Raw genomic sequence first — 24,977 nt, 5'->3', positions numbered from 1 at the left:
GCATTATTCAGGAATTTGGGTGCCATTCATATAACGTAAAATAACGCGTTTTCTATATTGTAGTTTATGATCATTGCGGTGATCTTGATAATATTTCGGATCAGGCAATAATGCAGCTAAAAAAGCAGCTTGTTCGCGCGTTAAGCTTTTAGCACTTTTCCCATAATAATATTGAGCGGCTGCTTCAATACCATACCGATTTTTACCGAATTCAACTGAGTTCATATACACTTCAAGAATTCGACGTTTTGACCACATCCGCTCCATCATCCAAGTCGCGACTGTTTCTTGGCCTTTACGAATAAATGAACGTTTATTGTATAAAAACAAGTTCTTTGCAAGCTGTTGAGACACGGTAGAACCGCCAGCAACAATCTCACCCTTTTCATTATTTCGCTCAAGAGCAAAACGAATACCCTGCCAGTCAAAACCATGGTGATGAATAAACTTTGCGTCTTCGCCCGCTAAAATCGCATGTTTGAAATTGTCGCTAATATCATCATAGTCGCGCCATTCATGAATGATCGGCTCTGATGTATCAGACCAATAATCAATTCGCATGAACATGGTCGTATCCACTTCATGTGTCCGCCACCAGACCAAACTCGAAAAAATCCAAAGTTGAATAAGGAGAATCGCCCCAATAAAAATTAACAACACGCGAACAATAAAAGCTTTCATGTTCGTCCTGATCTCCTGTATTCAACTTTTTTCATGTTAAGCTGTAAAGCATGTTCATATATAACAAAAGCATAGCATGACTCAATATCAGCCTCCGCACATTAATCGTAAACTCAATGTACAAAATTGGTGGCTGACCGCCCTACTCATCGCAATCAATGTAGGTTTGTTTGTCTGGCAAATTGCGACTGGTGTCGATATTAGTGACCCAGCCATGAAAGATGCCATTCATTGGGGGGCTGATTTTACACCACTTACTTTTTCTGGGCAGCCCGAACGTTTATTTACCAGCATGTTTTTTCATTTTGGTTTAGTTCATCTCATGCTTAACATGTGGGCCCTCTATATTTTCGGTAATGTTGCTGAGTCACTATTTGGCCGCTTCTATTTTATTGGGATATACTTACTCGCTGGCTTATTCGGTAGCCTTTTAAGTAGTTATATGACCATTCAAAATGGACATGAATTACTACAACATTTTGACCAAAGCTTACTTCCTCATGTCAGTGCAGGCGCATCTGGTGCTGTGATGGGTTTAGGTGCTGCGTTAACAGTTCTTTCTTTATTTCCCCCTCTGCCTCATCAAGCCTACATACTTGATAAAAAAGCATTATTAATGATTATGGCAATCAACCTTATTTTTGGTTTTGTCGCAACTGGCATTAATAATGCCGCGCATATTGGCGGCATGGTTATTGGAGGATTTCTTGCACTGATGTGGTACTTAAGCTATGTCAGCAAGTTTAAAAACACACTCAAAATTTTAGGTCTTTTAGGTGCGGTTTTAATTACAGGTGGTTTTTATATGTACTGTGTACAACTCAATTCACCTTTACTTCCGTTATGGCATGAAATCATCATCCAAAACCCCGGCATTATTCCTTAAGTTACAGCTGGTTTAATTCTCTTAAGCTTTGTAAAGGTGGTAAGTTGCAAAGATAACCGAGTCGATAACGACCAATCAAAGCACAGACCAGCATCATGCCAAGCGGTAAAATTAGCCATATTTCGAAATGCCACTGTATTGCCATATTCATTTTATAGCTTGCAATAGCACTAATTACTTCTGCGAAACAGCAGGCAACTATGCCTGCTAACAATCCTAAAAACCCTATCTCAAAACTAAGCATTTGCTTCATTTTGTTTTTTGACAAACCAAATGAACGTAATAAAGCAACTTCACGGCGTCGCTCATCCATTAATAGATTTAAACATGCAACAAGAACTAATACGCCTGAAAACCCAACTAATGCTGCCAGTACAGTCACAATTTTGACCAAAACATTCATTAAGCGTTTTACTTCATCTAAAATTCGATCAACATCAATAAATACCGTATTCGAAAACTGCTGAATGATATTAATCATTTTTGGTTGATCTAGCTTAGGTACATAAAAGCTACCCAAGTAACTTCCAGCATTTTCATCTAACGTTTTAGGTGAAAAAATAAAGAAAAAGTTAGGGCTAAAACTTTCCCACTCTACACTTCGGAAGTTAATAACTTTGGCCTGTAAAGTGCCTTCCGGCAGACTAAAGCTAAGCTCATCCCCGATTTGAATGCCTAGGCTTTCAGCCGTTTTGCTTTCAACAGAAACTTGCCCCACTCCATTAAACTGAGTTTGACCTTTTGTAATGGCATTGTCATTCGGCAATTGATTCGATTGCGTTAAATTTAACTCACGACGTAAAGAATTATTTTGTTTTATAGCTTCTTCCGAAAAAGGTACATCATTCTTTGCCAATAATCGGCCACGGATATTTGGATATAACTGCGTGCTTTGCCAACCATTTTGTTTCAACTGTTGTTCAAAATCTTTTAAGTCGAATGGCGGTAACCCATAAACAAACTGATTAGGTGTTCCTTCTGGAAGTTGTTGCTGCCAACGCTGTAATAAATCTGTTCTTAATACACTTAACACTGTAATGAGGCTTAATCCTAAAGCCAGAGCAGTAATTTGTAATGCACTTTGAGACGGAGAGCGAATATAAAAAGACAACCGATTTTTCATCTTTTTTAAGCTATGAAGCAATAACCAAACAGCGGTGTAAAGAAAAATACAAAGAACGATAATAGCAACCAAAACCAGAATGCTGAGCATTAAGTTTTCGCTCAACACCAAACTAAAAACAATCAGGCTGCTAATACCGGCAAAAAACATAAAGAATAATGATTTTCGAGATTTTGCCTGTTCACGAATAACCCGAATAGGCGGTGTATTTAAAAGCTCCCAAATACTTGGCAAAATAAAACCGAGCAGCACAATCACACTCGTAAAAATAGCGATTGGTAAAGGTCCAAGTAAAAGCGGTATTAGCGAAAAACTTAATTCCAGCTGAGGAATGAGTTGTAACATCAGTTGGAGCAGGCCATACCCCATGACTAAACCTAATAGACTACCCATCACAATCGAAATCGCACTAACAATAGACAGTAGTCCAATATATGCCCACAAGATTTGGAACTTACTTGCTCCTAAACATCTGAGAAGCGCAATGTGATCTTGGTTTTGTTGAACATATCGTTGACTCGTTAAAGCGATGGCAATACCACACAATAAAATTGTTAAAATATTGGCCAGTTGCAAAAAGATATCTAAGTTTTCAAGTGGGCGTAATAATCTACTATTTGATTCACTTGCATCACGTAAACGCAAGCCTGCCGTTTCATCTAATTCTTTATTTGTAGTTTGATGCTGCTGTTTAAACTGCTTAGAGAAAGCTTGAACCTGTTCAGAACTACCTGCCATTAATAAGCGGTAATCAATTCTGCTTCCTGTCTGAATTGCATGAGTTTTAGCAATATCAGCTTGATGAATAATAACCGTGGGAGAAAAGCCAGAGAAACCTAACTCCTGATTTGAATCACGCACAATCACGCCACTAAAACGGAAGGTGCCATCCGCAATAGAAACAGCATCACCAAGTTTTACTTTAAGTAAATCAGCAGCCCTTTGACTTAGCCAGACTTCACCAGATTGAATTGCTTGCGTCTTTGGCTCAATTTCTAACTGTCCTCTTAATGGAAATAAAGGCTCTATTGCTTTTACATTGACCATAACAAACTGATCTTGGGTATGAGCCATAGAACTAAATAGAGTGACCTTAGTTTGCTTTAAGCCAAGCTGCTCTGCCCTTTTTTTCCAAGACTGTTCAATAGGTTCATTATTTGATAAAACTAAATCAGCACCCAACATTTGCGAAGCTTGCAAACTGACAGCGTTTTTAACTTGGTCATTGCTAAATTTCAGAGCGGTTGTTGCACTGATCGCAAGCGATAGAGCAATTATGAGCAGATATAATCCACCTGTGCGGAAACTTTGTAGTAAAAGTGGTTTTAGAAGATTGCGCATCATTTAACCACCCTGTACTGTCTTTAGTCGGCCGTCGTCTAATTCAACATGACGCTGACAAAGGGTTGCTAGATTACGGTCATGGGTCACCAAAATCAGAGTCGTACCTAACTCTCGATTTAAATCAAAAAGTAGACTCTCAATTTCTTGTGCTGTCTGACCATCTAGGTTTCCAGTCGGTTCATCAGCAAAAATAATTTGTGGTTCTGCAATCAGTGCTCGTGCAATTGCAACACGTTGCTGTTCTCCTCCAGATAAGACTTTAGGTGTTTGTTCAACCTGACGACTAAGTCCCACTCGATGTAACCAATCTAAAGCTTTTTTCTCTGCGGTTTTATAATCGAAATCTTTACGTAACCTTAGGGGCAACATCACATTTTCAAGCGCACTCAACTGAGGTAAAAGTTGAAAAGACTGAAATACAAAACCAATATGTTGCATTCTAATTTGAGCGCGTTGTTCTTCTGTTAGCTGATGAACAGCTTGACCGCACAACCAAACTTCACCTTCAGACGGTTGATCTAAAGTCGCCAAAATTCCCAGCAAGGTCGATTTACCTGAGCCAGAACGCCCCGTAATTGCTACCTGTTCCCCTTCAAAAATCTCTAAATCGATCTCTTTTAAAATCGTAAACTGATTTTGGTTAATCTGAATAGTTTGTGTAACTTGATGGGCAGCAATGATGGGTTGTGGCATGATGTAAAAAGTCCTATGTATTCAGAATCAGAGTCGAAGTACAAATGTATAAATCTTTTTTGATTGGTTCTAAAAGCATCATGCTCATCTCGTTGAGTATGTTACCTATGCTTGTATCGGCGAAAACTATTTTAATTTTAGGAGATAGTATTAGTGCCGGTTACGGAATTGATCCCAAACAAGGTTGGGTACAATTGCTGCAAAAACGTTTAGACCAACAGTATCCCAAACAGCACAAAGTGGTCAATGCAAGTGTTAGTGGAGAAACAACCAGCGGCGCTTTAGCCAGATTACCTAAGTTATTGCAGACCTATAAGCCTAATGTGGTCGTGATTGAATTAGGTGGGAATGATGGTTTACGTGGGCAACCCCCTCAAATGATTCAACAAAATCTGTCTCAACTGGTTCAATTAAGCCAAAAACAAAAAGCTAAAGTTATTGTTTTTGGTATGAAAATCCCGCCAAATTATGGAACTGCGTATAGCAAAGCTTTTGAAAATAATTATAAAGTTGTCAGCCAAAAATATCAGGTGAAATTACTGCCATTTTTCCTAAATGGTGTCGCAGGTCAAAAACAGCTTATGCAAAATGACTTGATTCACCCAAATGCACAAGCACAATCAAAACTAGTTAATTTGGCTTATCCATACATAAAAGGTGCCCTATAGGCACCTTTTAGTTTTAAGAATTATTGCTAATATGATTAGAAATCAAAAAAAGTAACTTCGCCAGTTTCTAGCGAATATTCAGCACCAACAACAATTAATTTACCTTGTGCAATTAAATTTTCTAGCACAGCCGAACCATGACGTAATTGATTTACTGAAGCAAAAACGTTTGAACGTACTGCATGGCATGAAAGTTTTTTCAAATCATTTTTTAGATCAGTTTGCATCAAAATTTCAACTGAAGGTCGAACACGGTTCACAATCGACATTAAGTTTGCAGAGGGTGGTTGATCAGGATTCATCAACGTATCAATTGTTGCTTGAATCGCGCCACAATGACTATGTCCTAATACCACAACAACTGGGCAGTCATAACGCTCTGCTGCGAATTCAACACTACCTACTTGTGAAGGTGCAACGACGTTACCCGCAACACGAATTACGAATAAGTCACCAAGACCTTGGTCAAATACCATTTCTGCTGGTACACGAGAATCAGAACAACCTAATACAATCGCAAACGGATTTTGATCCTTTGCCATTTCAGCCCGTTCATGATGCGATAAGGTTTTTGCAAGGGAAGTATTTCCATTTACAAATCGTTGATTACCAGCTCTCAGACGATCTAAAACTTCTTGCGCAGTAGGCATTTTATATTTCCATTGTTTTTTCAAGGTTGGAAATCATTTTAATGTGTCAAATTTTGAATGTCACTGACAAAAAATTAAATCCTTTTCCATGAAAAATTTTAAAAATACGTCCTCTACTTGAATAGAGAATTTACTGCACATTTGCTACTGTTTAGCGAAAAAATAGACATACTTTGGTTCTCGGATTGACTATAATTTTTGTCCTTTTGATCATTGGGCAAATGACTCATTGGCAAAGTTTTTCAATAATTTTCAAACTCGCTTATGCCTCAAGGATGAAATCTTATGACAACGCTGTTTGTATCAACCAAAACTACCCTAAAAAAAACAGCTATGGCACTTGCCTTGGCCTGTAGCCTTACAACAATAACAGGTGTTTTTCAGACGCAAGCAGCTGATACGATAGATATAAACTTTCAGAATATTTTACAACAAGAGCGCAGTTGGGCAGGTTTACAAAGTAAAAGTTTAAAAGTTGGTGATATAACTTGGTCATATAGTGAAGGTGGGTCTGCCACTAAACCCACTTTACTCCTTATTCATGGATTAGGAGGGAGTCGTGATAACTGGAACCGTGTCTCTCGTTATCTGACAGCAAATTACCATGTCATTATTCCTGATTTACCTGGCAGTGGTGAAACCTTAGTTACACAAGACTTTGATTATTCAGTGCCTAATCTTGCCGAAAAATTACGTCGTTTTGTTGAAGCTGCAAATTTAAAAGGCCCTCTTCATATTGCTGGCCACTCACTTGGCGGTTCAATTGCCTTACTCTATGCTGGACAATATCCATTTGAAACCAAAAGCCTATTCTTAGTTGATAGTGGCGGTATTTTCCGTTCAGCAAATACAATTTATCTAAAAGATCCTGCTTACCTAAAACAACTTTTAGTATCTAAAAAGGGTGACTTTAACTATTTATTAAAGCAAACCATGTTTAATCCTCCGTTTATTCCAAAAGAATTTTTAGAAGCTCAAGAAAAGCTGATGATTAATCAGGCACCTCAAACTCAAAAACTGGTTGATCAACTTATTGCACTCAATAAAGTCTACACGCCTGATTCATTTGCAGTTCTCACCAAGACAATCGATGCACCGACACTAATTTTATGGGGTAAGCAAGATAAGATTATTAATGTCGAAGTCGCAAGTGAACTAAAACGACTTTTAAAAAATGCCCAGCCTCCAGTTATTTTAGAAAATGTCGGCCATATGCCGATTTTGGAAGCTGAGCAGTTGGTTATTCAACAATATGTACCGTTTTTACTTAAAGTAGAAACAAATCAGTCTTTAAGAACGACTACACCTTAAATAAAACTTCGGACTTGTGAGACCTTATGTCTACCCAACCGCTTATAGAAAAACTCATTGAAGCTCATCTTGATTTTTTAGATGAAGAATTCGCTCAGCCCCATGTTATCCAACAAGAATTTGAGCAATTTTATCATTGGTTGGGTAGTCGGCAACTACAACACCTCTGGACCTTTGAACAAATTCAGCAGCTGATTCAAAAGCAGATTTTAGACACCCCTGCTTCTGATTCCCTGCTTGAACAAATTGCAGAACATATCCGCTTTGCATTGATTCACCCAACCAATGACACTACAACAATTGAAGATGTTATTCCTGTTTTAACAATTGACGGAATTGCGCAATACGTTGCAAGTAAAGAACAGCATCGTAAAAAAATCATTAAAACGATTGTGAATAATCCTGCATTTTCAGCACTTTTGACTCAACTGATTCAACAAACAATGCATGACTATTTAGATGAGTCGATGTCAAAACGTGTGCCGGGCGTAGGGCGCTTTATGAAAATGGGGAAATCTGTTCTGGAAACAGTGACTGATTCAAATCTAGACGACACGATTAATCATTATTTGCAAAAGAATATTTTAAAGCTCAGCCAAATGAGTGAGCGTGTTTTAAACCAACATTTTGACAATGATAAGCTCTACCATTTTCAAGCAAATGTTTGGCATAAAGTTAAAACCATGCCGCTTTCTGTTTTAAAAAATTATGTAGAAGTTCAGGATTTATCAAAAACTGTGGGTTTAGGACATGAGATTTGGGATCACATTCGCCAAACTTCTTATTTGAAACAACAAGTACATGATGGTATTTACACGTGGTATGTGCGTAATCAGGAACATAATTTTGACTTGTTACTTCGTGATCTGAATATAGATGAAAGCTTAATTCAACATGAACTGACTCAGTTACTTGTTCCCGTATTACAGCAATTAGTTGCAACAGGGCATTTAAGACGACGTGCTCGTGTTTACCTAGAGAAATTTTATTATTCTGAAAAAGCATTAGATATTTTAAATAACAAAGGCGCTTAAAGCGCCTTTGTTATTACTATGGATTAAAATGAATATTTTAGAGAAGCGTAATAAGCACGACCTGGCTCATTGTAAGTTTGGCTAATCGAATTACTGTCTCTTAAAATTTGTTTATCAAATAAGTTGCTTACACCAATACGGGTACTAATATTGTCTGAAATTTTATAACCCATATTAATTCCAGCGGTACTATAGCTTTTTACAGTGCTTGGCTTAATCGCAGAATTTGATCCACCTGAACCAATGCCAGATTCGATTCTATTTTCGGCAAACTGACGTGATTTTTGACGGCCATATTGAGTGAAAACAAAATTCACATCTAACTGATCTGTAATGTCGTAATCAAAGATTGAGTTAATTGTATAGTTTGGAACCAAAGATAATGGATTACCCGTTTGCTTATCTTTCGAGTCCATCATATAGGTAAAGTTATTGGTCCAACGAATATCGCCAAAGTCTAGTCCCAAACTTCCTTCAAAACCTTGAATTAATGCTTTAGGCGTATTTTCCCATCGTAAGATATTCCACTTGGTATTGGTCACAGCTCCTGTATTTGCATTGGTGCTTGAGCCATCGACTGTTCCAACAACATTCGTTCCTGCCACAATCTTATCTTTATAGTCATTACGGAACCAAGTTAAGCTTGCATTCACAATATCTTTTTGGAACTGGATGCCTAATTCTTTGTTTACCGAAGTTTCAGGTTTTAAATCACCATTACCTTGTAATAAACAACGCGAATCAATATTGGCTGGACAACCATTGCCGTTTGTACTGAGTAAGTACCCTTCGGCATTTTGATACATATTCGGTGCTTTATAAGCTTTAGCTACTCCACCTTTTAAAGTGAAATAATCATTAAGTCTTTGAGTAATGTTTAAGCTTGGGCTCCAGTTAGAACCAGATTTACTATGGTCGTCGAAACGCAAACCTAACACGGCATCAGTGCTGTCGGTGAGTTTCAAGTTATCTTCGATATATGCAGAAGCAATACGTGATTCCATTTTACTGCGATTGCCTTTAGCTAATTGATCGCCATAACCTGAACCGCTGCTATCTGTACCCTGATTTGTCGAAACATTATCTTTAAATCTGTCTTCAACCCATTCAGTACCGAGTGTTAATACGTGTGGTACATAATACTCAAGCGGAATATTGGCTTCACCATTCAACCGAAGAGTTTCTAATCTTGAAGTGGCTTTATCATCCAGATTATTAATTTTTCCTTCTGTGCTGCCGCCAAGACCTTCAGGAAGACGTTTATTATGAGTCTTATCATATTGAGCAACTAACTTGCTCTTACCCCAAGACCAGTCCCCTTCATGGGTTAATGCATAGCTATCGCGGTACATCGTATTGGTTTCTTTACCAATAAGTTCCGAGAGAATTGCATCTGCTTCAGCATTTGCATTTAACTGAGAATCGCCAGAATAAATATTACCTTGCTTGCTAGATGAAACATCAAGTAAGACGGTTTGCTGATCTGTTGCTTGCCATGCTAAGCGTCCCGAAATATCTTTATTTTTAACGCCTTCACGCCCAGCGGCTGTACTTCCAATTGATTTATTAATATCAACATCATCAGATTCTGTTTTATTGTAATTACCATATAGACGGTATGATAGAACATCTTTAATCAGTGGCCCACTTACATTAAAACCAACACGATTTGATGAACCTTCTTTAGAATCTTCGGGTTGTGATGTATAAAATTCTACCGAGCCATGGGTTTCGTTAGTGACTTTTTTAGTAATGATATTGACTACACCACCTGCCGCACCCGAACCATATCGAGCTGCCGCTGGTCCACGTAAAACTTCAATAGATTCGATTGCTTCTGCTGGAACCCAGTTTGAATCACCCCGTGTATCACGCTCTCCTTTCCAACCATAACGAACTGAATTACGAGAGTTAATCGGTTTTCCATCCACTAAAATGAGCGTATTTTCAGGACCCATTCCACGAATATCAATTTGTCTATTATTACCACGCTGCCCCGTTGCGCTATTGCCTGTTAAATTGACACCCGGCATACGACGCACATAATCAGAAATATCATTACGAACTGGTAGTTTTTCTAAATCTTCTTGGGTGATCACTGATACACCGAGCGATTGCTTTACTTGCTCTTCAGCCGTTACAAAAATTGTTTCCAATTTCACAGGTTCAGCAGGCTTTTCTAATGCTTGTTCAGCTTGTTCTTGCTCATTTTTTGCAGCATAAGCCATAGACATCATACTTGCCAGTACTGAAACAGAAAGTACTGACTGGATAATACGCTTCGACATAAGTATTCCCAATATATTGATTTATTAAACATCTCTCATTTTAAGTTCCGCATTGTAACAAATCTAAATAAAATTACAAATGATATTGATAATAATTATCATTATTTATATTGAATAATAAAAAAGCCTCAAATCGAGGCCTTTTTATTTCACTTTTCAAATAATTTGATTATTTGAAATAAGCACCTTCAGCTTGGGTATGGTCAGTTTCATCAACCACACGTTGTAGCTCAGGAATGTTCTCTTTCAAAGTCGTTTCTACACCTTGTTTTAAGGTAACGTCAATTGCAGAACATCCTTGGCAACCACCACCAAATTTCAAGACAGCTGTTAAACCATGTTCTGGATTATCTTGTACTTCTACCAAGCTACAATTTCCGCCATGCCCTGCAAGACCCGGATTAATTTCTGCTTGAAGAATGTAAGTAATACGCTCTTCAATTGACGCATCTGGACCAACTCGTGGAACTTTAGAGTTTGGAGCACGGAAAGTTAACTGACCACCAAAACGGTCCTTGTTATAATCAATTACAGCATCTAAAAGGTAAGGAATAGATGGTGCATCAATATATGCAGGGAAATCAGGATAATCCTGTTTATAATCCGTCGGGATCACTTCTTCTGGTGCACTATATGCCATACAGCATTCTGCACGTGGCGTACCCGGATGTTCAACAAAAACTCGAACGCCAATTCCCGGAGTATTTTGTTTCGACAATAAATCGTGCAAATACTCTTGTGCAGATGGTGTAATCAAAAGGTTTGGAATTTCTTCTGCAACAGCAGTGTTGGTGTTCTCAGTCGACATAACAATATTCCTCAAGCTGATGCCTTTATATTAACTGAAGATGAGGTAGATTGAAAAAAAATCAACTAAATTTGTCGGATTTATACACAACAGGGTTTCAACTTAAGTTTTTAATGGCATTATTGGGCTCAGTATTGATCATTTTTTAAATATTTCTTATGTTGCATTTGCCGTTTAACCATACCATTACCCTTATTATTATTACGGTCATTGTCTCTTTACTTGCTTTTAGCAACCAAAATGTGATGAATCGACTTATCTTTTGGCCACCAGCAATGCAGCGAGGTCAATTTGATCGTTTCATTACCCATGGCTTTATTCATGCAGATGGAACCCATCTACTTTTTAACATGATCACCCTGTTTTTCTTTGGCAGCATTATTGAAAGTTTTTACCGCCAATATTTTTATGACATGGGTTTTGTATTGTTTTACTTAGGTGCTTTGATCTTTGCGATTTTACCTAGCTATTTACAACATAGAAATGATACAAACTGGGCAAGTCTAGGCGCCTCTGGTGCTGTTTCCGCTGTTTTATTTGCCTATATTTTATTCCAGCCATGGAAACTGATTTTTGTATTCTTCATTCCCGTTCCTGCGATTATTTTTGCTGTTTTATATGTAGTGTACAGTATTTGGGCGGGCAAACGTGGCAATAGTCATATCAATCATAGTGCTCACTTGTGGGGTGCAGCTTACGGGGTCCTTGTAACCATTTTGATCGAACCTAAAGTGATTCCACATTTCTTAGATCAACTGACTCGTATTCCGTTCTAAGTCAAGCATTCAAAAAAAGCCCGTAATGGGCTTTTCTTTTTTTCTCATTTATTTATCACCATAAATTCTCAGTCTTTTTTCTGATTTTCTTTGATCTTTTCCTTGTTTTGATTGCAAAAACCATCTGATTAAACTCATGCCAATTCTTTTAATAATTCAGATGATACAATGAAGTACAAAGCAATTTTATCTAGCCTTTCCATTGCCTTATTTAGCTTATCTTTGGCTGGGTGTAATGACAACGATTCACAAGAAACTGGTGTAAGTAAGCCACAACAGCCCAATATATTATTTATTATGGCCGATGACTTAGGCTATTCAGATTTAGGAGCTTTTGGCGGGGAAATTCATACACCAAATATTGATAGCCTATCTCAAGAAGGCCGTCTTTTAACTGATTATCATACTGCCCCAACATGCTCACCAACACGTTCTCAACTCATTTCTGGTACTGATCACCATTTGGCTGGTATTGGTGCAATGGCTGAGCTCACGCCAGAACATTTGAAGGGACAGCCAGGCTACGAAGGGTATTTAAACGAACGTTCATTATCGATTGCACAAGTGCTGAAAGATAATGGCTATCGTACTTATATCAGTGGTAAATGGCATTTAGGGTTAACCCCTGAAACCAATGCACATGCGAAAGGTTTTGACCATTCATTTACATTATTACAAGGTCTAGATCACCACTTTAAGCAAGCGCCAAGTGCCTTTAAGCGAAATTCAACATATACAGAAGATGGGCAAATTGTTCCTGTTTCGGCATTGCCTGATGACTTTTTTTCGACTAACTATTTTACCGATAAATTACTTAGCTATTTAGACTCTGGTAAAAGTAGTGGAAAACCCTTCTTTGCCTATGCAGCCTATACCGCACCTCATTGGCCAATTCAGGCACCTGCTGAGTATCGCGAACGTTATCGCGGAGTTTACGATGTTGGTTACGATGCAATTCGTAATGCGCGTATCGCACGCCAAAAACAGCTTGGCATTATTCCTGCAAATTTTGATGCAGCAGAACCAATTTCCACTCAAAACACCCCACAAAAATATGGAAAATGGAATGAATTAACAGCCGAGCAAAAAGCACTTGAAGCCCGAAAAATGGAAATCTATGCAGGTATGGTAGAAAATCTAGATGCCAACGTGGGCCGGATTATTCAATACCTAAAACAAAATAATCTTTATGACAATACCTTAATTTTCTTTGTTTCAGACAATGGTGCAGAAGGTTTTGTACGTGGAGGATACGGCAGTGAATCTGGCTTTGATAACTCTGTAGCAAATGTAGGTACGCCGACTTCGTATCACTATATTGGACCACGTTGGGCTGAGGTTAGTGCTGCGCCATTCCATTTATGGAAAGATACAGCCGGTGAAGGTGCAACTACTGCTCCTGCTATTGTGAAATTACCAAATCAGAAAAAAGCAGAAGAAACGAATCATAGCTTTGCATCCGTGCTCGATGTTTTCCCAACTTTACTAGAATATGCTCATATTCCAGTACCTCAAGGCCAATATAATGGCCGTACTATTAATACGCCATCAGGGATTTCATGGAAGCCTTTGCTTGAAAATAAAACAACTACGATTCGCCCCGAAAATTTTAGTTTTGCCGATGAGTTACATGGCAGTAAATATGCAAAACAAGGCGAGTGGAAAATTGCACTTCAAGGGCGCCCTGAATTAGGTACAGGAACTTGGGAGTTATACAACATTAAAACAGACCGAGGTGAAAGACAGAACGTTGCTCAGATTTACCCAGCTAAAGTCCAAGAACTTTTATCGGTCTATCAAAAATATACTGAAAAGAATGGTGTGCAGGAATATAACGCTAAATGAGATTAAAACCATTTTTAGTTACCACCATCAGCCTGTCTTTTATGGCGGGCTGTAGCCAACCTTCACAAGTTTCTGAACCTGTATCATCGTCTCAGAAACAAACTTCTTTAGCTGACTTAGCTTCTATTGAAAAGTGTAAAAATTACACAGGACTACCTCAAAGTTGGCTGAAGAAACCCACTGCTGGAATGGTTTTAATTGCCGATGGGAATTTTAATTTTGGTTCTGAGAAAGCCTATCCCGATGAACTTAATTTTGGAAAAAAGCAAAGGGAAGTTAAAGGCTTCTGGATTGACCAGACTGAAGTCACCGTTGCTCAGTTTACAAGTTTCGTAAAAGCAACGGGCTATATCACCGATGCCGAAAAACAAAAGCAGGCCGCAGTTTTTTCACCAGACCCTGATCATCCACAGCAATGGTGGCAGCTAAAGTCAGGTTATACATGGAAAACTCCAAACGGGAGTAATGGTGCCGTAGCAAACCCTAATGAACCTGTGCGATATGTGAGTAAAAATGATGCTGAACACTATGCAGTTTGGCTTGGACATGATTTACCAACAGAACTAGAATGGGAATACTCAGCTAAAGCAAATTCTCAAACTGATACACCATTACATCAAGCCCCTACCGATGAACACCAACATCCACAAGCAAATTACTGGCAAGGTGAATTCCCTTTTCAAAACCTAAATCAAGATCATTTTAAAGATGTTGCGCCTGTTGGATGCTTTGCACCAAATAATTTTAAGCTATTTGATATGATTGGAAATGTGTGGGAATGGACCTCATCTCCCTATCAAGGTGCTCATGACCAACATATGGGGAATTATGCTGATTTAAGACAACAACAGATCTCAAGTACTCAATATGTAATTAAAGGCGGATCTTTTCTTTGCGCACAAAATTATTGTTCACGTTACCGAAGCAGTAGCCGCTATCCGCAAGACTTTGATTTAGCAGCAACTCATGTTGGTTTTCGAACAATTTTACGATCTCCTTAATTTCTTCTTAATTCCACTAATTAAAGATATTTTTTAACCAAAATTAGGTCGAAAAATAATCAAAATATTTCTATAGTATAAAAGAGAATGATAAAAAAGTGAGAACATGATGAAAAAACTACTTCTTTGCGCGGCAGCCATTTTCACAATGTCACTGTCAGCCTGTGCCGTTCACACCCCAGATGGCAGTATTGTAATTGACCCAGATTCACCTTACTACGGACAACCTGGAGGCTTTTGCCCACCAGGACAAGCGAAAAAAGGACGTTGTTAGTTATTGCCTCTTCCAAAGCAATTTTAAAGTTGCTTTGGAAAAGTAGATTTTAATAAAAGTGATGAATTGAATACTTCAGCGGAGGGCTTCAGCCCAAAAATAGTTGGGATGAAACTAGAAATTATGGTGTATAAAAAACACCATATCCCCAAGATTTTTAAAAGACAATCTTATGTTGCCTTCTATCTAGTTTCACCCCAATTCTTTCTTATCTCATTCGACTCTTTTTATTTATTAATAAAAAAGTCTATTTCTTGCTCATCTTTGTATCTATTCATTGATACATTTTGAATATTTTACCTACAGGTTAAATCTGTAAGATTCGCTTAATACAAAATAAACATTTGTGTAACGTAAGTCTATAAAAATGTTCTAAAAATGTGAAAAAAAATGAAGCTAAAATGAGATGGATTTATCATAATAAAACCCTATTTCTAGTTACATCACAAAAACAATCAATTTTATTTTGTCAGTTATTGCCACCCGTTTCCTTTGGCTGGCATAGATAATGTATACATCTGTATATTAACCCAGTCGTATAACGAGATATTTTATGTCCAGCACAAGTCAAGTCGAAGGTCTACAATTTCCAGTACACGCCTCAACAAAAAAACAAAGTACATCTCTTACAGGCCAAGAGATTTTGTCAGAGGCTTTATCTGTCGTAGATAATAAAACTGCGCAACAAGTGCTGAATGAAAAAAACTGGCGAAAAAACTACCCTATATATTTTAAAGCACTTGTTAAACAAGGGATCTCTAATAGTAGCAACCCCATTACTATTGCTAAGCAAGGTTTGCATAAGGCTCACCATATTTTTGACTTTTATCGTGATAGTAAACACTACCTTTTAAAAGATGCGGTTCATATTGCTTCATCTACGCCTCTTCATACAGTAAAACTTAAAGGTGAAAGTGAAGCAGCACCAGAATGGTATGTTCCTTATAAAGGACAAAAACTCAGTGGACAAAGCTTGCTCGACCAAATTCAGCGTTGGGAAAATGCAGGTATTATGGAATCGAGCCATGCACAGGCTTTACGTGAAGCCATAGCCCACCCAGAATGGTTTGATTTATCTGACCGTACTATGGTGCTGTTTGGTGCAGCTTCAGAAGCAGGTCCCCTACCTTGGTTAGCCAAATGGAAAGCGAATATAGTTGCTGTCGACTTACCAAACTCACGTGTCTGGGGTAAAATTTTAAATACGATTCAACAAGGAAACGCAACTCTCATTGCACCATGTGTTGAACCAGTTGATTCATCAGCAAAAGTTTCTGAACTAAAAGATAAATTGGGTGCAAATTTACTAACTCAATTACCAGAAATTGCGCAGTGGTTAGTTCAGTTTCCACAAAAATTAGATTTAGCTGCAATTGCGTATTTAGATGGTGAAAAGCATGTCCGTGTTTCCATGGCAATGGATAGCATCATGCAATTTGTAAGTGAACATAAGCCAGATACAAGCCTTATGTTTATGTGTACGCCAACCGATGTTTATGCGGTTCCTAAAGAAGTTGCCAAAGCAGCTCAACAAAAATTTAAATCACGTACAAAAATACAAAAAATGGCGGTGAAAGGTGTTTCCGCTCTTTCGCTCAATCGTTTTTTTCAAGCGCCATATCAAGACTTAATTGCTTGTGAAAATGGAAAAACTTATGGCATTGCCGACTGTCTAGTTGTTGAGCAAGGGCCAAATTATGCCTTGGCAAAACGCATTCAACAATGGCGTGCTATTTTGGCCCGCCATCAGGGACAACAGGTAAGTATTAATATTGCGCCATCTACAACGACTCACTCTGTGACTAAAAATCCATTGTTAAAAGCTGCTTTTAATGGTGCAGAGCTTTTTGATGTAGAAGCATTTAGCCCTGAAACGACCAATGCCATTATGGCGGCAATCTGGATTCATGACTTAAGAAATGAGTCTTCTGTAGCAAATCCTGAAACTGAGCTTGACCATCCGCTTGAGCTCATGATGGAAGGTGCCAACCACGGCGGATTGTGGCGTGTTGCTTATTTAGCAAGAACTGCCCTGCCTTTTGCTGCAATCTATGGCTTTGCAACCGAAAAACTACCTTTTGGGAAATCATCTAAAAAATAATGATATTAAAGCCCAATTCTAGAATTGGGCTTTTTTCTGTGTTTATCTATTTATTTTGAAAGTGTGATAGATATTTCTGCATTTCATCAGGTGGCACCATACCGCCTCCTGTCGCCCATATCACATGGGTTGCCTGTTGTAGTTTCTCAGCTGATAGTTGATGTAAAGCCAAATAATCAGGACTCGTCTGGACATAGTATGGCCCCATCATTCCTGCCACCGCAGAAGGCTCAAGTTGAATATTTTCGGTTTGATTTAAAAGTGCAATGAGCTCATATAAACGTTCATCATCAATGGTGTAGTAGCCATCAATTAACTGCTGCATAGCACGTCCCACAAAACCTGAAGCACGGCCTACTGCGAGCCCATCTGCGGCAGTTACGTTATCCAGTCCAATATCATTCACTGAAATCTGATCATGCAAACCTGTATGGACACCCAGTAACATACATGGCGAATGGGTGGGTTCAGCAAAAATGCAGTGAACATGCTCACCAAAAGCAAGTTTCAACCCAAAACTCACACCACCAGGGCCACCACCAACGCCACACGGCAAATAAACAAATAATGGGTGTTCAGCATCGACTGTAATCTGTTTTTGCTCAAATTGCTGTTTTAGGCGTATTCCTGCAACTGCATAACCTAAAAATAATGTTGTTGAGTTTTCATCATCAATAAAAAAGCAGTGCGGATCTTGCTCTGCTGCTTTTCTTCCCTCTTCAACAGCGACTCCATAGTCACTAGCATATTCCACAACATTAACGCCCAGTGAACGTAGTTTATCTTTCTTCCACTGCCTCGCATCGGCAGACATATGAACAGTTACTCTAAAGCCCAGTTTGGCACTCATGATACCAATCGAAAGCCCTAAATTTCCTGTAGAACCTACCGCAACTTGGTACTTAGAGAAAAACGTTCGAAATGAATCTTGATCTAACTTACTATAATCGTCTTCCAACTTGAGAAGTCCAGCCTCAATTGCCAACTTTTCCGCATGAGCCAAGACTTCATAAATACCACCACGTGCTTTGATTGAACCAGAAATAGGTAAATGGCTATCTTTTTTCAGCCAGAATGTTCCACTCAACTGCACTTGTTTTGTTGAAGATAGTGCTTGCTGCATATGGGCAATTTCAACGATCTCTGATTCAATTTTTCCATGTTGTGCTCGAGTTTCAGGAAAAACCTTTGCTAAGTACGGTGCAAAGCGCTCTAATCTGGCTTCTGCTTCACTTACGTCCTCTGCTGTGAGCCCAACTTTTTCTAAAGCTTCTTTTAAAGGATAGCAATGTGGTGTAAACCAAAATATCTCTTGATAATTCTGCAATTTTTCAATAAGTGGGAATTGTTGTTTTAGCTGATCTATTTGAATCGCATCCATAATCTATCCTGATATCAAAGCTTTAAGCCTAGCCTCTAAAGCTGCTTGATGCTCTATAATGACTTGTTAATTTATAGTTGAATGTACATGAAAATAGACTGAACATTAAAAAGAAACAAATAAAAAAGCCACTGTGAACAGTGGCCTTAATTTTTTAAATGCTTTTATACAAACTGTAAGAATAACCAGTACAAACCGCCTGACAAACAGATTGTTGCAGGAAGTGTAAATACCCATGCAGATAAAATTGTTTTAACTGTATTGAAGTTTAAGCCTGATCTATTCGCTACCATGGTACCTGCCACAGCACTGTTTAAAACGTGTGTTGTTGAAACTGGCATACCTAAACCGTCAGCAGCTGCAATCGTACTCATTGCTACAAGCTCAGCAGACATCCCCTGACCATAAGTCATATGATGTTTACCAATACGCTCACCTACAGTCACAACAATACGTTTCCAGCCAACCATGGTGCCTAAGCCAAGTGCCAAAGCAACTGCTACTTTTACCCAAGTCGGAATATATTGTAAGAATGAATCTAGGCTGCTACGGTATGCTTTCACAAGTTTTTCTTGTGACTGGTCCATTTTCGGTAGTGCATTCGCTTTATCCAGACGTTTAAACGAAGTGGTGCTTAAATACATGTCATTACGAATTTCACTAATTGCAGCTTCTGGAATATCTTTTAAGTTGTTATAGCTAGAAACACGCTCACCCAAATGATCAGTCATGCTTGCCAATGCAGGCATTACTTCCGGAGTTTGCTGTTTAGTTTGAATATATTTAGTCAAAATAACACGTGCTTTTTCATCGGTTAATTCTGGCTGATTTTGATTCAAAAATACGGCAGTTTGAGAAGAAAGCTGATGGAATGATTGAACTTGTTGTGTATCAAGGTTTTTATTTAATGAATAAGCCAAAGGCACCAGACCAACCAAAATCAGCATGATGAGACCCATACCTTTTTGACCGTCATTAGAACCATGTGCAAAACTTACACCTGTACAGGTAAAAATCAAGATTGCACGAATGATTGCTGGTGGTGGTTTATTCCCTTCAGGTGGCTGGAATAATTCTAATTGGCGTTTAAAAATAGTTTTAACCAACAAGAATACAATCGCTGCAAAAGCAAAACCAATTAAAGGTGAAAGCAATAATGCTTTACCAACTTTAATCACCTGATCCATATCAACACCACTGGTTGTTACGCCAGTCGATGCACTCAATAGATGGTTCATAATGCCCACACCCAAGATTGAACCAATCAAGGTATGAGAACTAGAAGCAGGAATACCCAAGAACCAAGTACCAAGGTTCCAAAGAATTGCAGCAATGAGAAGCGCAAAAACCATTGCGAAACCTGCACCGCTACCCATGTTCATAATCAATTCAACAGGCAACAATGCAATAATGCCGTAAGCGACTGCGCCGCTTGCAACCATTACCCCAAGAAAATTACAAAAACCTGCCCACATGACTGCAACTGGTGCAGGTAAAGCATTGGTGTAAATCACTGTTGCTACTGCATTTGCAGTATCGTGGAAGCCATTTACGAACTCAAAGCCTAATGCAATCAAGAGTGCTGTAGATAAAAGAATAACCGAATAAAGACTCAAAGGCGGTACGTGTGCTAAATCAGCACTCACCTGAAATCCAATATAAATAAGCGTTGCAACAATAATCGTCAGAAACACCGGCATAAAAAACTTAGGTGTCGGGACATGTACATTCGTCGATTTGACTTGCAGGTTTGCCGCAAGTTTTGAATCCGAAACAGGGGGTAGATTAGAATTCATGCAGACGGTAAGAGGATAGAAAAATCCTCTGTATTCTTAAATTAAATTATGACAATTATATGACAAAGCGGCGCCTGATGAAGTCAATTTTTCATATTTTGACCTCATTTGATGCACCTTTCCTCAATGCAATTTATTTTTTTATTAAAATACAATAATTTAAATCAATTTATATCTTCCTTATTTATGATTATTTTTAAAGCAAAAATATCTAAAAAATTACCTGTATGATTATTTTTTAAACAGCTTAATTGTCATAAAATGGAATATTGAAGATGAAATATTTCAATATCATGATCATTTTATGAATATTTGATGAAAAAACGCCCTATTTTTTATCCGGACACACTTTTTTTAACGAGTAATTTACGGTGAATGGTGGGTCGTCATAGATCATCATTTGTGCTGCTATTCTGTTACAATAGCGCCGCATTTTTAAATTCGTATATATAAAGGTCAGGGTTTTCTATGTCTACGCTTGCCACCCTAAAAGCGCTTCTTGCTAAACGTATTTTGATTATTGATGGCGCAATGGGAACGATGATTCAGCGCCATAAATTAGAAGAAGCTGACTATCGTGGTGAGCGTTTTGCCGATTGGGCACATGACTTAAAAGGTAACAATGACCTGCTTGTTTTGACACAACCTCAAATTATTCAAGGCATTCATGAAGCTTACCTTGATGCTGGGGCAGACATTATTGAAACCAACAGCTTTAACGGCACACGTGTTTCTATGTCGGACTACCACATGGAAGATCTGGTTCCTGAAATTAACCGTGAAGCAGCACGTTTAGCAAAAGCAGCTTGTGAAAAATATTCAACGCCAGACAAACCTCGTTTTGTAGCAGGCGTACTTGGTCCCACATCGCGTACCTGTTCAATTTCACCGAATGTAAATGATCCGGCATTTCGTAATATTAGTTTTGATGCGCTAAAAGAAAATTATATTGAAGCGACTCATGCACTGATTGAAGGTGGTGCAGATATTCTTCTGATCGAAACTGTTTTTGATACTTTAAACTGTAAAGCTGCCATATTTGCGGTTAAAGAAGTGTTTAAGCAAATTGGTCGTGAATTACCGCTCATGATTTCAGGGACCATTACCGATGCATCTGGTCGTACCTTAACAGGTCAAACTGCCGAAGCTTTCTGGAACTCTGTACGTCATGGTGACTTACTCTCTATTGGTTTTAACTGTGCCCTTGGTGCAGATGCCATGCGTCCTCACGTTAAAACTATTTCTGATGTCGCAGATACCTTTGTTTCAGCGCATCCAAATGCAGGCTTACCAAATGCGTTTGGTGAATATGACGAGACTCCTGAACAAACAGCTGCCTTCTTAAAAGAGTTTGCAGAAAGTGGTCTCATTAACATTACGGGTGGATGCTGTGGTACGACTCCAGACCATATTCGTGCCATTTATAATGCAGTCAAAGACATTGCACCTCGCCAAATTCCAGAAACTGTGCCTGCTTGTCGTTTAAGTGGTTTAGAACCTTTTAATATTTATGACGACTCACTTTTTGTAAACGTGGGTGAACGTACGAACGTTACAGGTTCAAAAAAATTCTTACGTTTAATTCGCGAAGAAAACTTTGCCGAAGCTTTAGAAGTTGCACAACAACAAGTGGAAGCTGGTGCCCAAATTATTGACATTAACATGGATGAAGGGATGCTCGATTCGCAAAATGCGATGGTGCATTTCTTAAACCTTGTAGCATCTGAACCTGACATTTCACGTGTGCCAATCATGATTGACTCATCGAAATGGGAAATCATTGAAGCAGGTCTAAAATGTGTACAAGGCAAACCCGTTGTTAACTCGATTTCCTTAAAAGAAGGTTATGACGAGTTTGTCGAAAAGGCTCGCCTCTGCCGTCAATATGGTGCTGCGGTTATTGTTATGGCCTTTGATGAAGCGGGTCAGGCCGATACCGCTGCACGTAAGCGTGAAATCTGTAAACGCTCATATGACATTTTGGTCAATGAAGTCGGTTACCCTGCTGAAGATATTATTTTTGACCCGAACGTGTTTGCGGTTGCAACAGGAATTGAAGAACACAACAACTATGCTGTGGACTTTATTGAAGCAACTGGCTGGATTAAGCAGAACTTGCCACATGCCATGATTTCAGGTGGTGTATCAAACGTATCATTCTCGTTCCGTGGGAATGAACCTGTTCGTGAAGCGATTCACTCTGTGTTCTTATACCATGCCATTAAACAAGGCATGACCATGGGGATTGTAAATGCCGGTCAAATGGCAATTTATGATGATATTCCTAAAGAACTCAAAGCTGCGGTTGAAGATGTTGTTTTAAACCAGAACCAAGGTGAGACTGGTCAGGCAGCTACAGAGAAATTACTCGAAGTCGCTGAAAAATATCGCGGACAAGGCGGTGCACAACGTGAAGCTGAAAACCTCGAATGGCGGAATGAGCCAGTTGAGAAACGCCTTGAATATGCGTTAGTGAAAGGTATTACTACCTACATCGACCAAGATACTGAAGAAGCACGTTTAAAAGCTAAACGCCCATTAGATGTGATTGAAGGCGCTTTGATGGACGGTATGAACGTGGTCGGTGACTTGTTCGGTTCAGGCAAAATGTTCTTACCACAGGTTGTGAAATCTGCACGTGTCATGAAGCAAGCTGTGGCTTGGCTCAATCCGTACATTGAAGCTGAAAAAACAGGCAGCCAGTCTAAAGGTAAAGTCCTGATGGCAACTGTTAAGGGCGATGTACACGATATTGGTAAAAATATTGTGGGTGTTGTACTCGGCTGTAATGGTTACGACATTGTTGACCTTGGTGTGATGGTACCTTGTGAGAAAATCTTACAAACTGCGATTGATGAAAAATGTGACATTATCGGTTTGTCGGGATTGATTACCCCATCTTTGGATGAAATGGTTTTTGTTGCTAAAGAAATGCAACGTAAAGGTTTTAATATTCCTTTATTGATTGGTGGTGCTACGACATCGAAAGCACACACAGCAGTAAAAATTGATCCTCAGTACCATAACGATGCGGTGATTTATGTTGCAGATGCTTCACGTGCTGTGGGTGTTGCAACTACCCTGCTTTCAAAAGAAATGCGTGGGAAATTCATTGAAGAGCACCGTGCTGAATATGTCAAAATTCGTGAGCGCTTAGCCAACAAACAACCTAAAGCTGCAAAATTAACCTATGCAGAATCCGTTAAAAACGGCTTTAAAATTGATGAAAGTTATGTTCCTGCAAAACCAAACCTTTTGGGAACTCAAGTCTTAACAAACTACCCGCTTGAAACATTGGTTGAATATTTTGACTGGACGCCATTCTTCATTTCTTGGAGCTTGGCAGGTAAATACCCTAAAATTTTACAAGATGAAGTGGTTGGCGAAGCTGCAACAGATTTGTACAACCAAGCACAAGCAATGTTGAAAGATATTATCGACAACAAACTTTTTGATGCCCGTGCTGTATTTGGTATGTTCCCTGCTCAGCGCACTGACGCTGACACAGTGAGCGTATTTGATGAAGTTGGTCAAAATGTTACGCATACATTTGAGCATTTACGTCAACAATCAGACAAAGTAACAGGTAAACCGAACTTGTCTTTGGCCGATTACATTCGTACTGACCGTGAGCAACAGGACTACTTGGGCGGATTCACTGTATCGATTTTTGGTGCAGAAGAATTAGCAAATGAGTACAAAGCCAAAGGCGATGACTACTCTGCAATTTTAGTTCAGTCGTTGGCTGACCGTTTTGCAGAAGCTTTTGCAGAACATTTGCATGAACGCATTCGTAAAGAGTTCTGGGGCTATAAAGCAGATGAACAGCTCAGCAATGAAGAACTGATTAAAGAGAAATATGTCGGTATTCGCCCTGCACCGGGCTACCCTGCTTGTCCAGAGCACTCTGAAAAAGCGGTGTTGTTTGACTGGTTAGGTTCTACAGATAAAATCGGCACTAAACTGACTGAACACTTTGCAATGATGCCGCCATCTTCAGTAAGTGGTTTCTACTATTCGCACCCTCAAAGTGAATATTTTAACGTGGGTAAAATCTCTCAAGACCAACTTGAAGATTATGCAAAACGTAAAGGTTGGACACTCGATGAAGCGAAGCGTTGGTTAGGGCCGAATTTAGATGATTCGATTGTCTGATTTAGAGTCCTTTTAATCTCCTCTACCCCCCTCTTTAAAAATAGAAAATAGAGAGATGTCATGTGAGTAAATGAAATACATGACATCTCCTCTCTTTGAAAAAGGAAGGTTGAGAAGGATTAAATTGATATTCAAATAAAAAATATATAATTTATCTATTAA

At 38.8% G+C, this 24,977-nt stretch carries 18 protein-coding genes; 10 read left to right on the top strand and 8 right to left on the bottom strand.

Annotated features, from left to right (window positions below; genetic code table 11):
• Nucleotides 1–3: 3 nt before the first annotated feature.
• Nucleotides 4–681 carry a monofunctional biosynthetic peptidoglycan transglycosylase gene (gene mtgA / locus KTH84_RS08425; RefSeq protein ID WP_133974845.1) on the bottom strand — a complete coding sequence of 226 codons (678 nt, stop codon included), beginning with the start codon at nucleotides 679–681 and terminating at the stop codon, nucleotides 4–6.
• A 76-nt stretch (nucleotides 682–757) separates the two neighbouring features.
• Between mtgA and KTH84_RS08420 the strand changes: the two genes are divergently transcribed.
• Nucleotides 758–1,567, top strand: a complete 810-nt coding sequence (locus KTH84_RS08420) for a rhomboid family intramembrane serine protease (protein WP_262472854.1) — start codon at nucleotides 758–760, stop codon at nucleotides 1,565–1,567.
• A gap of 1 nt (nucleotide 1,568) precedes the next feature.
• Here the strand turns inward: KTH84_RS08420 and KTH84_RS08415 are convergent, their stop codons facing one another.
• Both KTH84_RS08415 and KTH84_RS08410 read right to left on the bottom strand, forming a co-directional pair.
• Nucleotides 1,569–4,031 (bottom strand): ABC transporter permease, encoded by a 2,463-nt coding sequence (locus KTH84_RS08415; RefSeq protein WP_262472904.1) that lies wholly within the window; start codon nucleotides 4,029–4,031, stop codon nucleotides 1,569–1,571.
• 3 nt (nucleotides 4,032–4,034) lie between these two features.
• Nucleotides 4,035–4,727, bottom strand: coding sequence for an ABC transporter ATP-binding protein (locus KTH84_RS08410; protein ID WP_133974848.1), 693 nt, complete (start codon nucleotides 4,725–4,727; stop codon nucleotides 4,035–4,037).
• Nucleotides 4,728–4,771: 44 nt separating this feature from the next.
• Between KTH84_RS08410 and KTH84_RS08405 the strand changes: the two genes are divergently transcribed.
• Nucleotides 4,772–5,395, top strand: a complete 624-nt coding sequence (locus KTH84_RS08405) for an arylesterase (protein ID WP_133974850.1) — start codon at nucleotides 4,772–4,774, stop codon at nucleotides 5,393–5,395.
• Between the two features lie 35 nt (nucleotides 5,396–5,430).
• Here the strand turns inward: KTH84_RS08405 and KTH84_RS08400 are convergent, their stop codons facing one another.
• Nucleotides 5,431–6,045: a carbonic anhydrase gene (locus KTH84_RS08400; RefSeq protein ID WP_075431290.1), complete on the bottom strand. Its 615-nt coding sequence runs from the start codon at nucleotides 6,043–6,045 to the stop codon at nucleotides 5,431–5,433.
• A gap of 285 nt (nucleotides 6,046–6,330) precedes the next feature.
• Here KTH84_RS08400 and KTH84_RS08395 point away from each other — a divergent pair, with 285 nt between their 5' ends.
• Both KTH84_RS08395 and KTH84_RS08390 read left to right on the top strand, forming a co-directional pair.
• Nucleotides 6,331–7,356 carry an alpha/beta fold hydrolase gene (locus KTH84_RS08395; protein ID WP_262472853.1) on the top strand — a complete coding sequence of 342 codons (1,026 nt, stop codon included), beginning with the start codon at nucleotides 6,331–6,333 and terminating at the stop codon, nucleotides 7,354–7,356.
• Nucleotides 7,357–7,382: 26 nt separating this feature from the next.
• On the top strand, nucleotides 7,383–8,390 hold the full coding sequence (locus KTH84_RS08390; RefSeq protein WP_171459071.1) for a hypothetical protein: 1,008 nt from the start codon (nucleotides 7,383–7,385) through the stop codon (nucleotides 8,388–8,390).
• Between the two features lie 23 nt (nucleotides 8,391–8,413).
• Here KTH84_RS08390 and KTH84_RS08385 read toward each other — a convergent pair whose 3' ends face one another.
• Both KTH84_RS08385 and nfuA read right to left on the bottom strand, forming a co-directional pair.
• Nucleotides 8,414–10,678, bottom strand: a complete 2,265-nt coding sequence (locus KTH84_RS08385; RefSeq protein WP_262472852.1) for a TonB-dependent siderophore receptor — start codon at nucleotides 10,676–10,678, stop codon at nucleotides 8,414–8,416.
• Nucleotides 10,679–10,847: 169 nt separating this feature from the next.
• Nucleotides 10,848–11,486 (bottom strand): Fe-S biogenesis protein NfuA, encoded by a 639-nt coding sequence (nfuA, locus tag KTH84_RS08380; protein ID WP_133974854.1) that lies wholly within the window; start codon nucleotides 11,484–11,486, stop codon nucleotides 10,848–10,850.
• 158 nt (nucleotides 11,487–11,644) lie between these two features.
• On the opposite strand from nfuA, the gene KTH84_RS08375 reads away from it, so the two are divergent.
• From KTH84_RS08375 to KTH84_RS08355, 5 genes are all read left to right on the top strand, one after another.
• Nucleotides 11,645–12,262 carry a rhomboid family intramembrane serine protease gene (locus tag KTH84_RS08375; RefSeq protein ID WP_262472851.1) on the top strand — a complete coding sequence of 206 codons (618 nt, stop codon included), beginning with the start codon at nucleotides 11,645–11,647 and terminating at the stop codon, nucleotides 12,260–12,262.
• Nucleotides 12,263–12,430: 168 nt separating this feature from the next.
• Complete coding sequence (locus KTH84_RS08370) at nucleotides 12,431–14,107, top strand: arylsulfatase (protein ID WP_262472850.1); 1,677 nt, start codon at nucleotides 12,431–12,433, stop codon at nucleotides 14,105–14,107.
• Nucleotides 14,104–15,108 carry a formylglycine-generating enzyme family protein gene (locus KTH84_RS08365; RefSeq protein WP_262472849.1) on the top strand — a complete coding sequence of 335 codons (1,005 nt, stop codon included), beginning with the start codon at nucleotides 14,104–14,106 and terminating at the stop codon, nucleotides 15,106–15,108. Before KTH84_RS08370 ends, KTH84_RS08365 begins: the two co-directional genes overlap by 4 nt.
• Before the next feature lie 109 nt (nucleotides 15,109–15,217).
• Nucleotides 15,218–15,382, top strand: coding sequence for a hypothetical protein (locus KTH84_RS08360; RefSeq protein WP_202742934.1), 165 nt, complete (start codon nucleotides 15,218–15,220; stop codon nucleotides 15,380–15,382).
• A gap of 553 nt (nucleotides 15,383–15,935) precedes the next feature.
• On the top strand, nucleotides 15,936–17,483 hold the full coding sequence (locus KTH84_RS08355) for a hypothetical protein (protein WP_262472848.1): 1,548 nt from the start codon (nucleotides 15,936–15,938) through the stop codon (nucleotides 17,481–17,483).
• Between the two features lie 46 nt (nucleotides 17,484–17,529).
• On the opposite strand, the gene KTH84_RS08350 is transcribed toward KTH84_RS08355, so the two are convergent.
• Both KTH84_RS08350 and KTH84_RS08345 read right to left on the bottom strand, forming a co-directional pair.
• Nucleotides 17,530–18,864 carry a D-serine ammonia-lyase gene (locus tag KTH84_RS08350; protein WP_262472847.1) on the bottom strand — a complete coding sequence of 445 codons (1,335 nt, stop codon included), beginning with the start codon at nucleotides 18,862–18,864 and terminating at the stop codon, nucleotides 17,530–17,532.
• Nucleotides 18,865–19,028: 164 nt separating this feature from the next.
• On the bottom strand, nucleotides 19,029–20,660 hold the full coding sequence (locus KTH84_RS08345) for an inorganic phosphate transporter (protein ID WP_133974859.1): 1,632 nt from the start codon (nucleotides 20,658–20,660) through the stop codon (nucleotides 19,029–19,031).
• 468 nt (nucleotides 20,661–21,128) lie between these two features.
• Here KTH84_RS08345 and metH point away from each other — a divergent pair, with 468 nt between their 5' ends.
• Nucleotides 21,129–24,815 (top strand): methionine synthase, encoded by a 3,687-nt coding sequence (metH, locus tag KTH84_RS08340; protein ID WP_262472846.1) that lies wholly within the window; start codon nucleotides 21,129–21,131, stop codon nucleotides 24,813–24,815.
• Nucleotides 24,816–24,977 lie beyond the last annotated feature (162 nt).

Origin of the sequence: Acinetobacter sp. WU_MDCI_Abxb74 (assembly GCF_025513915.1) — a bacterium.
Classification (GTDB): Bacteria; Pseudomonadota; Gammaproteobacteria; order Pseudomonadales; family Moraxellaceae; genus Acinetobacter; species Acinetobacter calcoaceticus_C.
This window is presented reverse-complemented; position numbering and strand designations above follow the sequence as displayed.

Excerpts from the sequence above, each read along its gene's own strand:
- mtgA (WP_133974845.1), bottom strand. The coding sequence starts at position 681 with ATGAAAGCTTTTATTGTTCGCGTGTTGTTAATTTTTATTGGGGCGATT.
- KTH84_RS08420 (WP_262472854.1), top strand. The coding sequence starts at position 758 with ATGACTCAATATCAGCCTCCGCACATTAATCGTAAACTCAATGTACAA.
- KTH84_RS08415 (WP_262472904.1), bottom strand. The coding sequence starts at position 4,031 with ATGCGCAATCTTCTAAAACCACTTTTACTACAAAGTTTCCGCACAGGT.
- KTH84_RS08410 (WP_133974848.1), bottom strand. The coding sequence starts at position 4,727 with ATGCCACAACCCATCATTGCTGCCCATCAAGTTACACAAACTATTCAG.
- KTH84_RS08405 (WP_133974850.1), top strand. The coding sequence starts at position 4,772 with ATGTATAAATCTTTTTTGATTGGTTCTAAAAGCATCATGCTCATCTCG.
- KTH84_RS08400 (WP_075431290.1), bottom strand. The coding sequence starts at position 6,045 with ATGCCTACTGCGCAAGAAGTTTTAGATCGTCTGAGAGCTGGTAATCAA.
- KTH84_RS08395 (WP_262472853.1), top strand. The coding sequence starts at position 6,331 with ATGACAACGCTGTTTGTATCAACCAAAACTACCCTAAAAAAAACAGCT.
- KTH84_RS08390 (WP_171459071.1), top strand. The coding sequence starts at position 7,383 with ATGTCTACCCAACCGCTTATAGAAAAACTCATTGAAGCTCATCTTGAT.
- KTH84_RS08385 (WP_262472852.1), bottom strand. The coding sequence starts at position 10,678 with ATGTCGAAGCGTATTATCCAGTCAGTACTTTCTGTTTCAGTACTGGCA.
- nfuA (WP_133974854.1), bottom strand. The coding sequence starts at position 11,486 with ATGTCGACTGAGAACACCAACACTGCTGTTGCAGAAGAAATTCCAAAC.
- KTH84_RS08375 (WP_262472851.1), top strand. The coding sequence starts at position 11,645 with ATGTTGCATTTGCCGTTTAACCATACCATTACCCTTATTATTATTACG.
- KTH84_RS08370 (WP_262472850.1), top strand. The coding sequence starts at position 12,431 with ATGAAGTACAAAGCAATTTTATCTAGCCTTTCCATTGCCTTATTTAGC.
- KTH84_RS08365 (WP_262472849.1), top strand. The coding sequence starts at position 14,104 with ATGAGATTAAAACCATTTTTAGTTACCACCATCAGCCTGTCTTTTATG.
- KTH84_RS08360 (WP_202742934.1), top strand. The coding sequence starts at position 15,218 with ATGAAAAAACTACTTCTTTGCGCGGCAGCCATTTTCACAATGTCACTG.
- KTH84_RS08355 (WP_262472848.1), top strand. The coding sequence starts at position 15,936 with ATGTCCAGCACAAGTCAAGTCGAAGGTCTACAATTTCCAGTACACGCC.
- KTH84_RS08350 (WP_262472847.1), bottom strand. The coding sequence starts at position 18,864 with ATGGATGCGATTCAAATAGATCAGCTAAAACAACAATTCCCACTTATT.
- KTH84_RS08345 (WP_133974859.1), bottom strand. The coding sequence starts at position 20,660 with ATGAATTCTAATCTACCCCCTGTTTCGGATTCAAAACTTGCGGCAAAC.
- metH (WP_262472846.1), top strand. The coding sequence starts at position 21,129 with ATGTCTACGCTTGCCACCCTAAAAGCGCTTCTTGCTAAACGTATTTTG.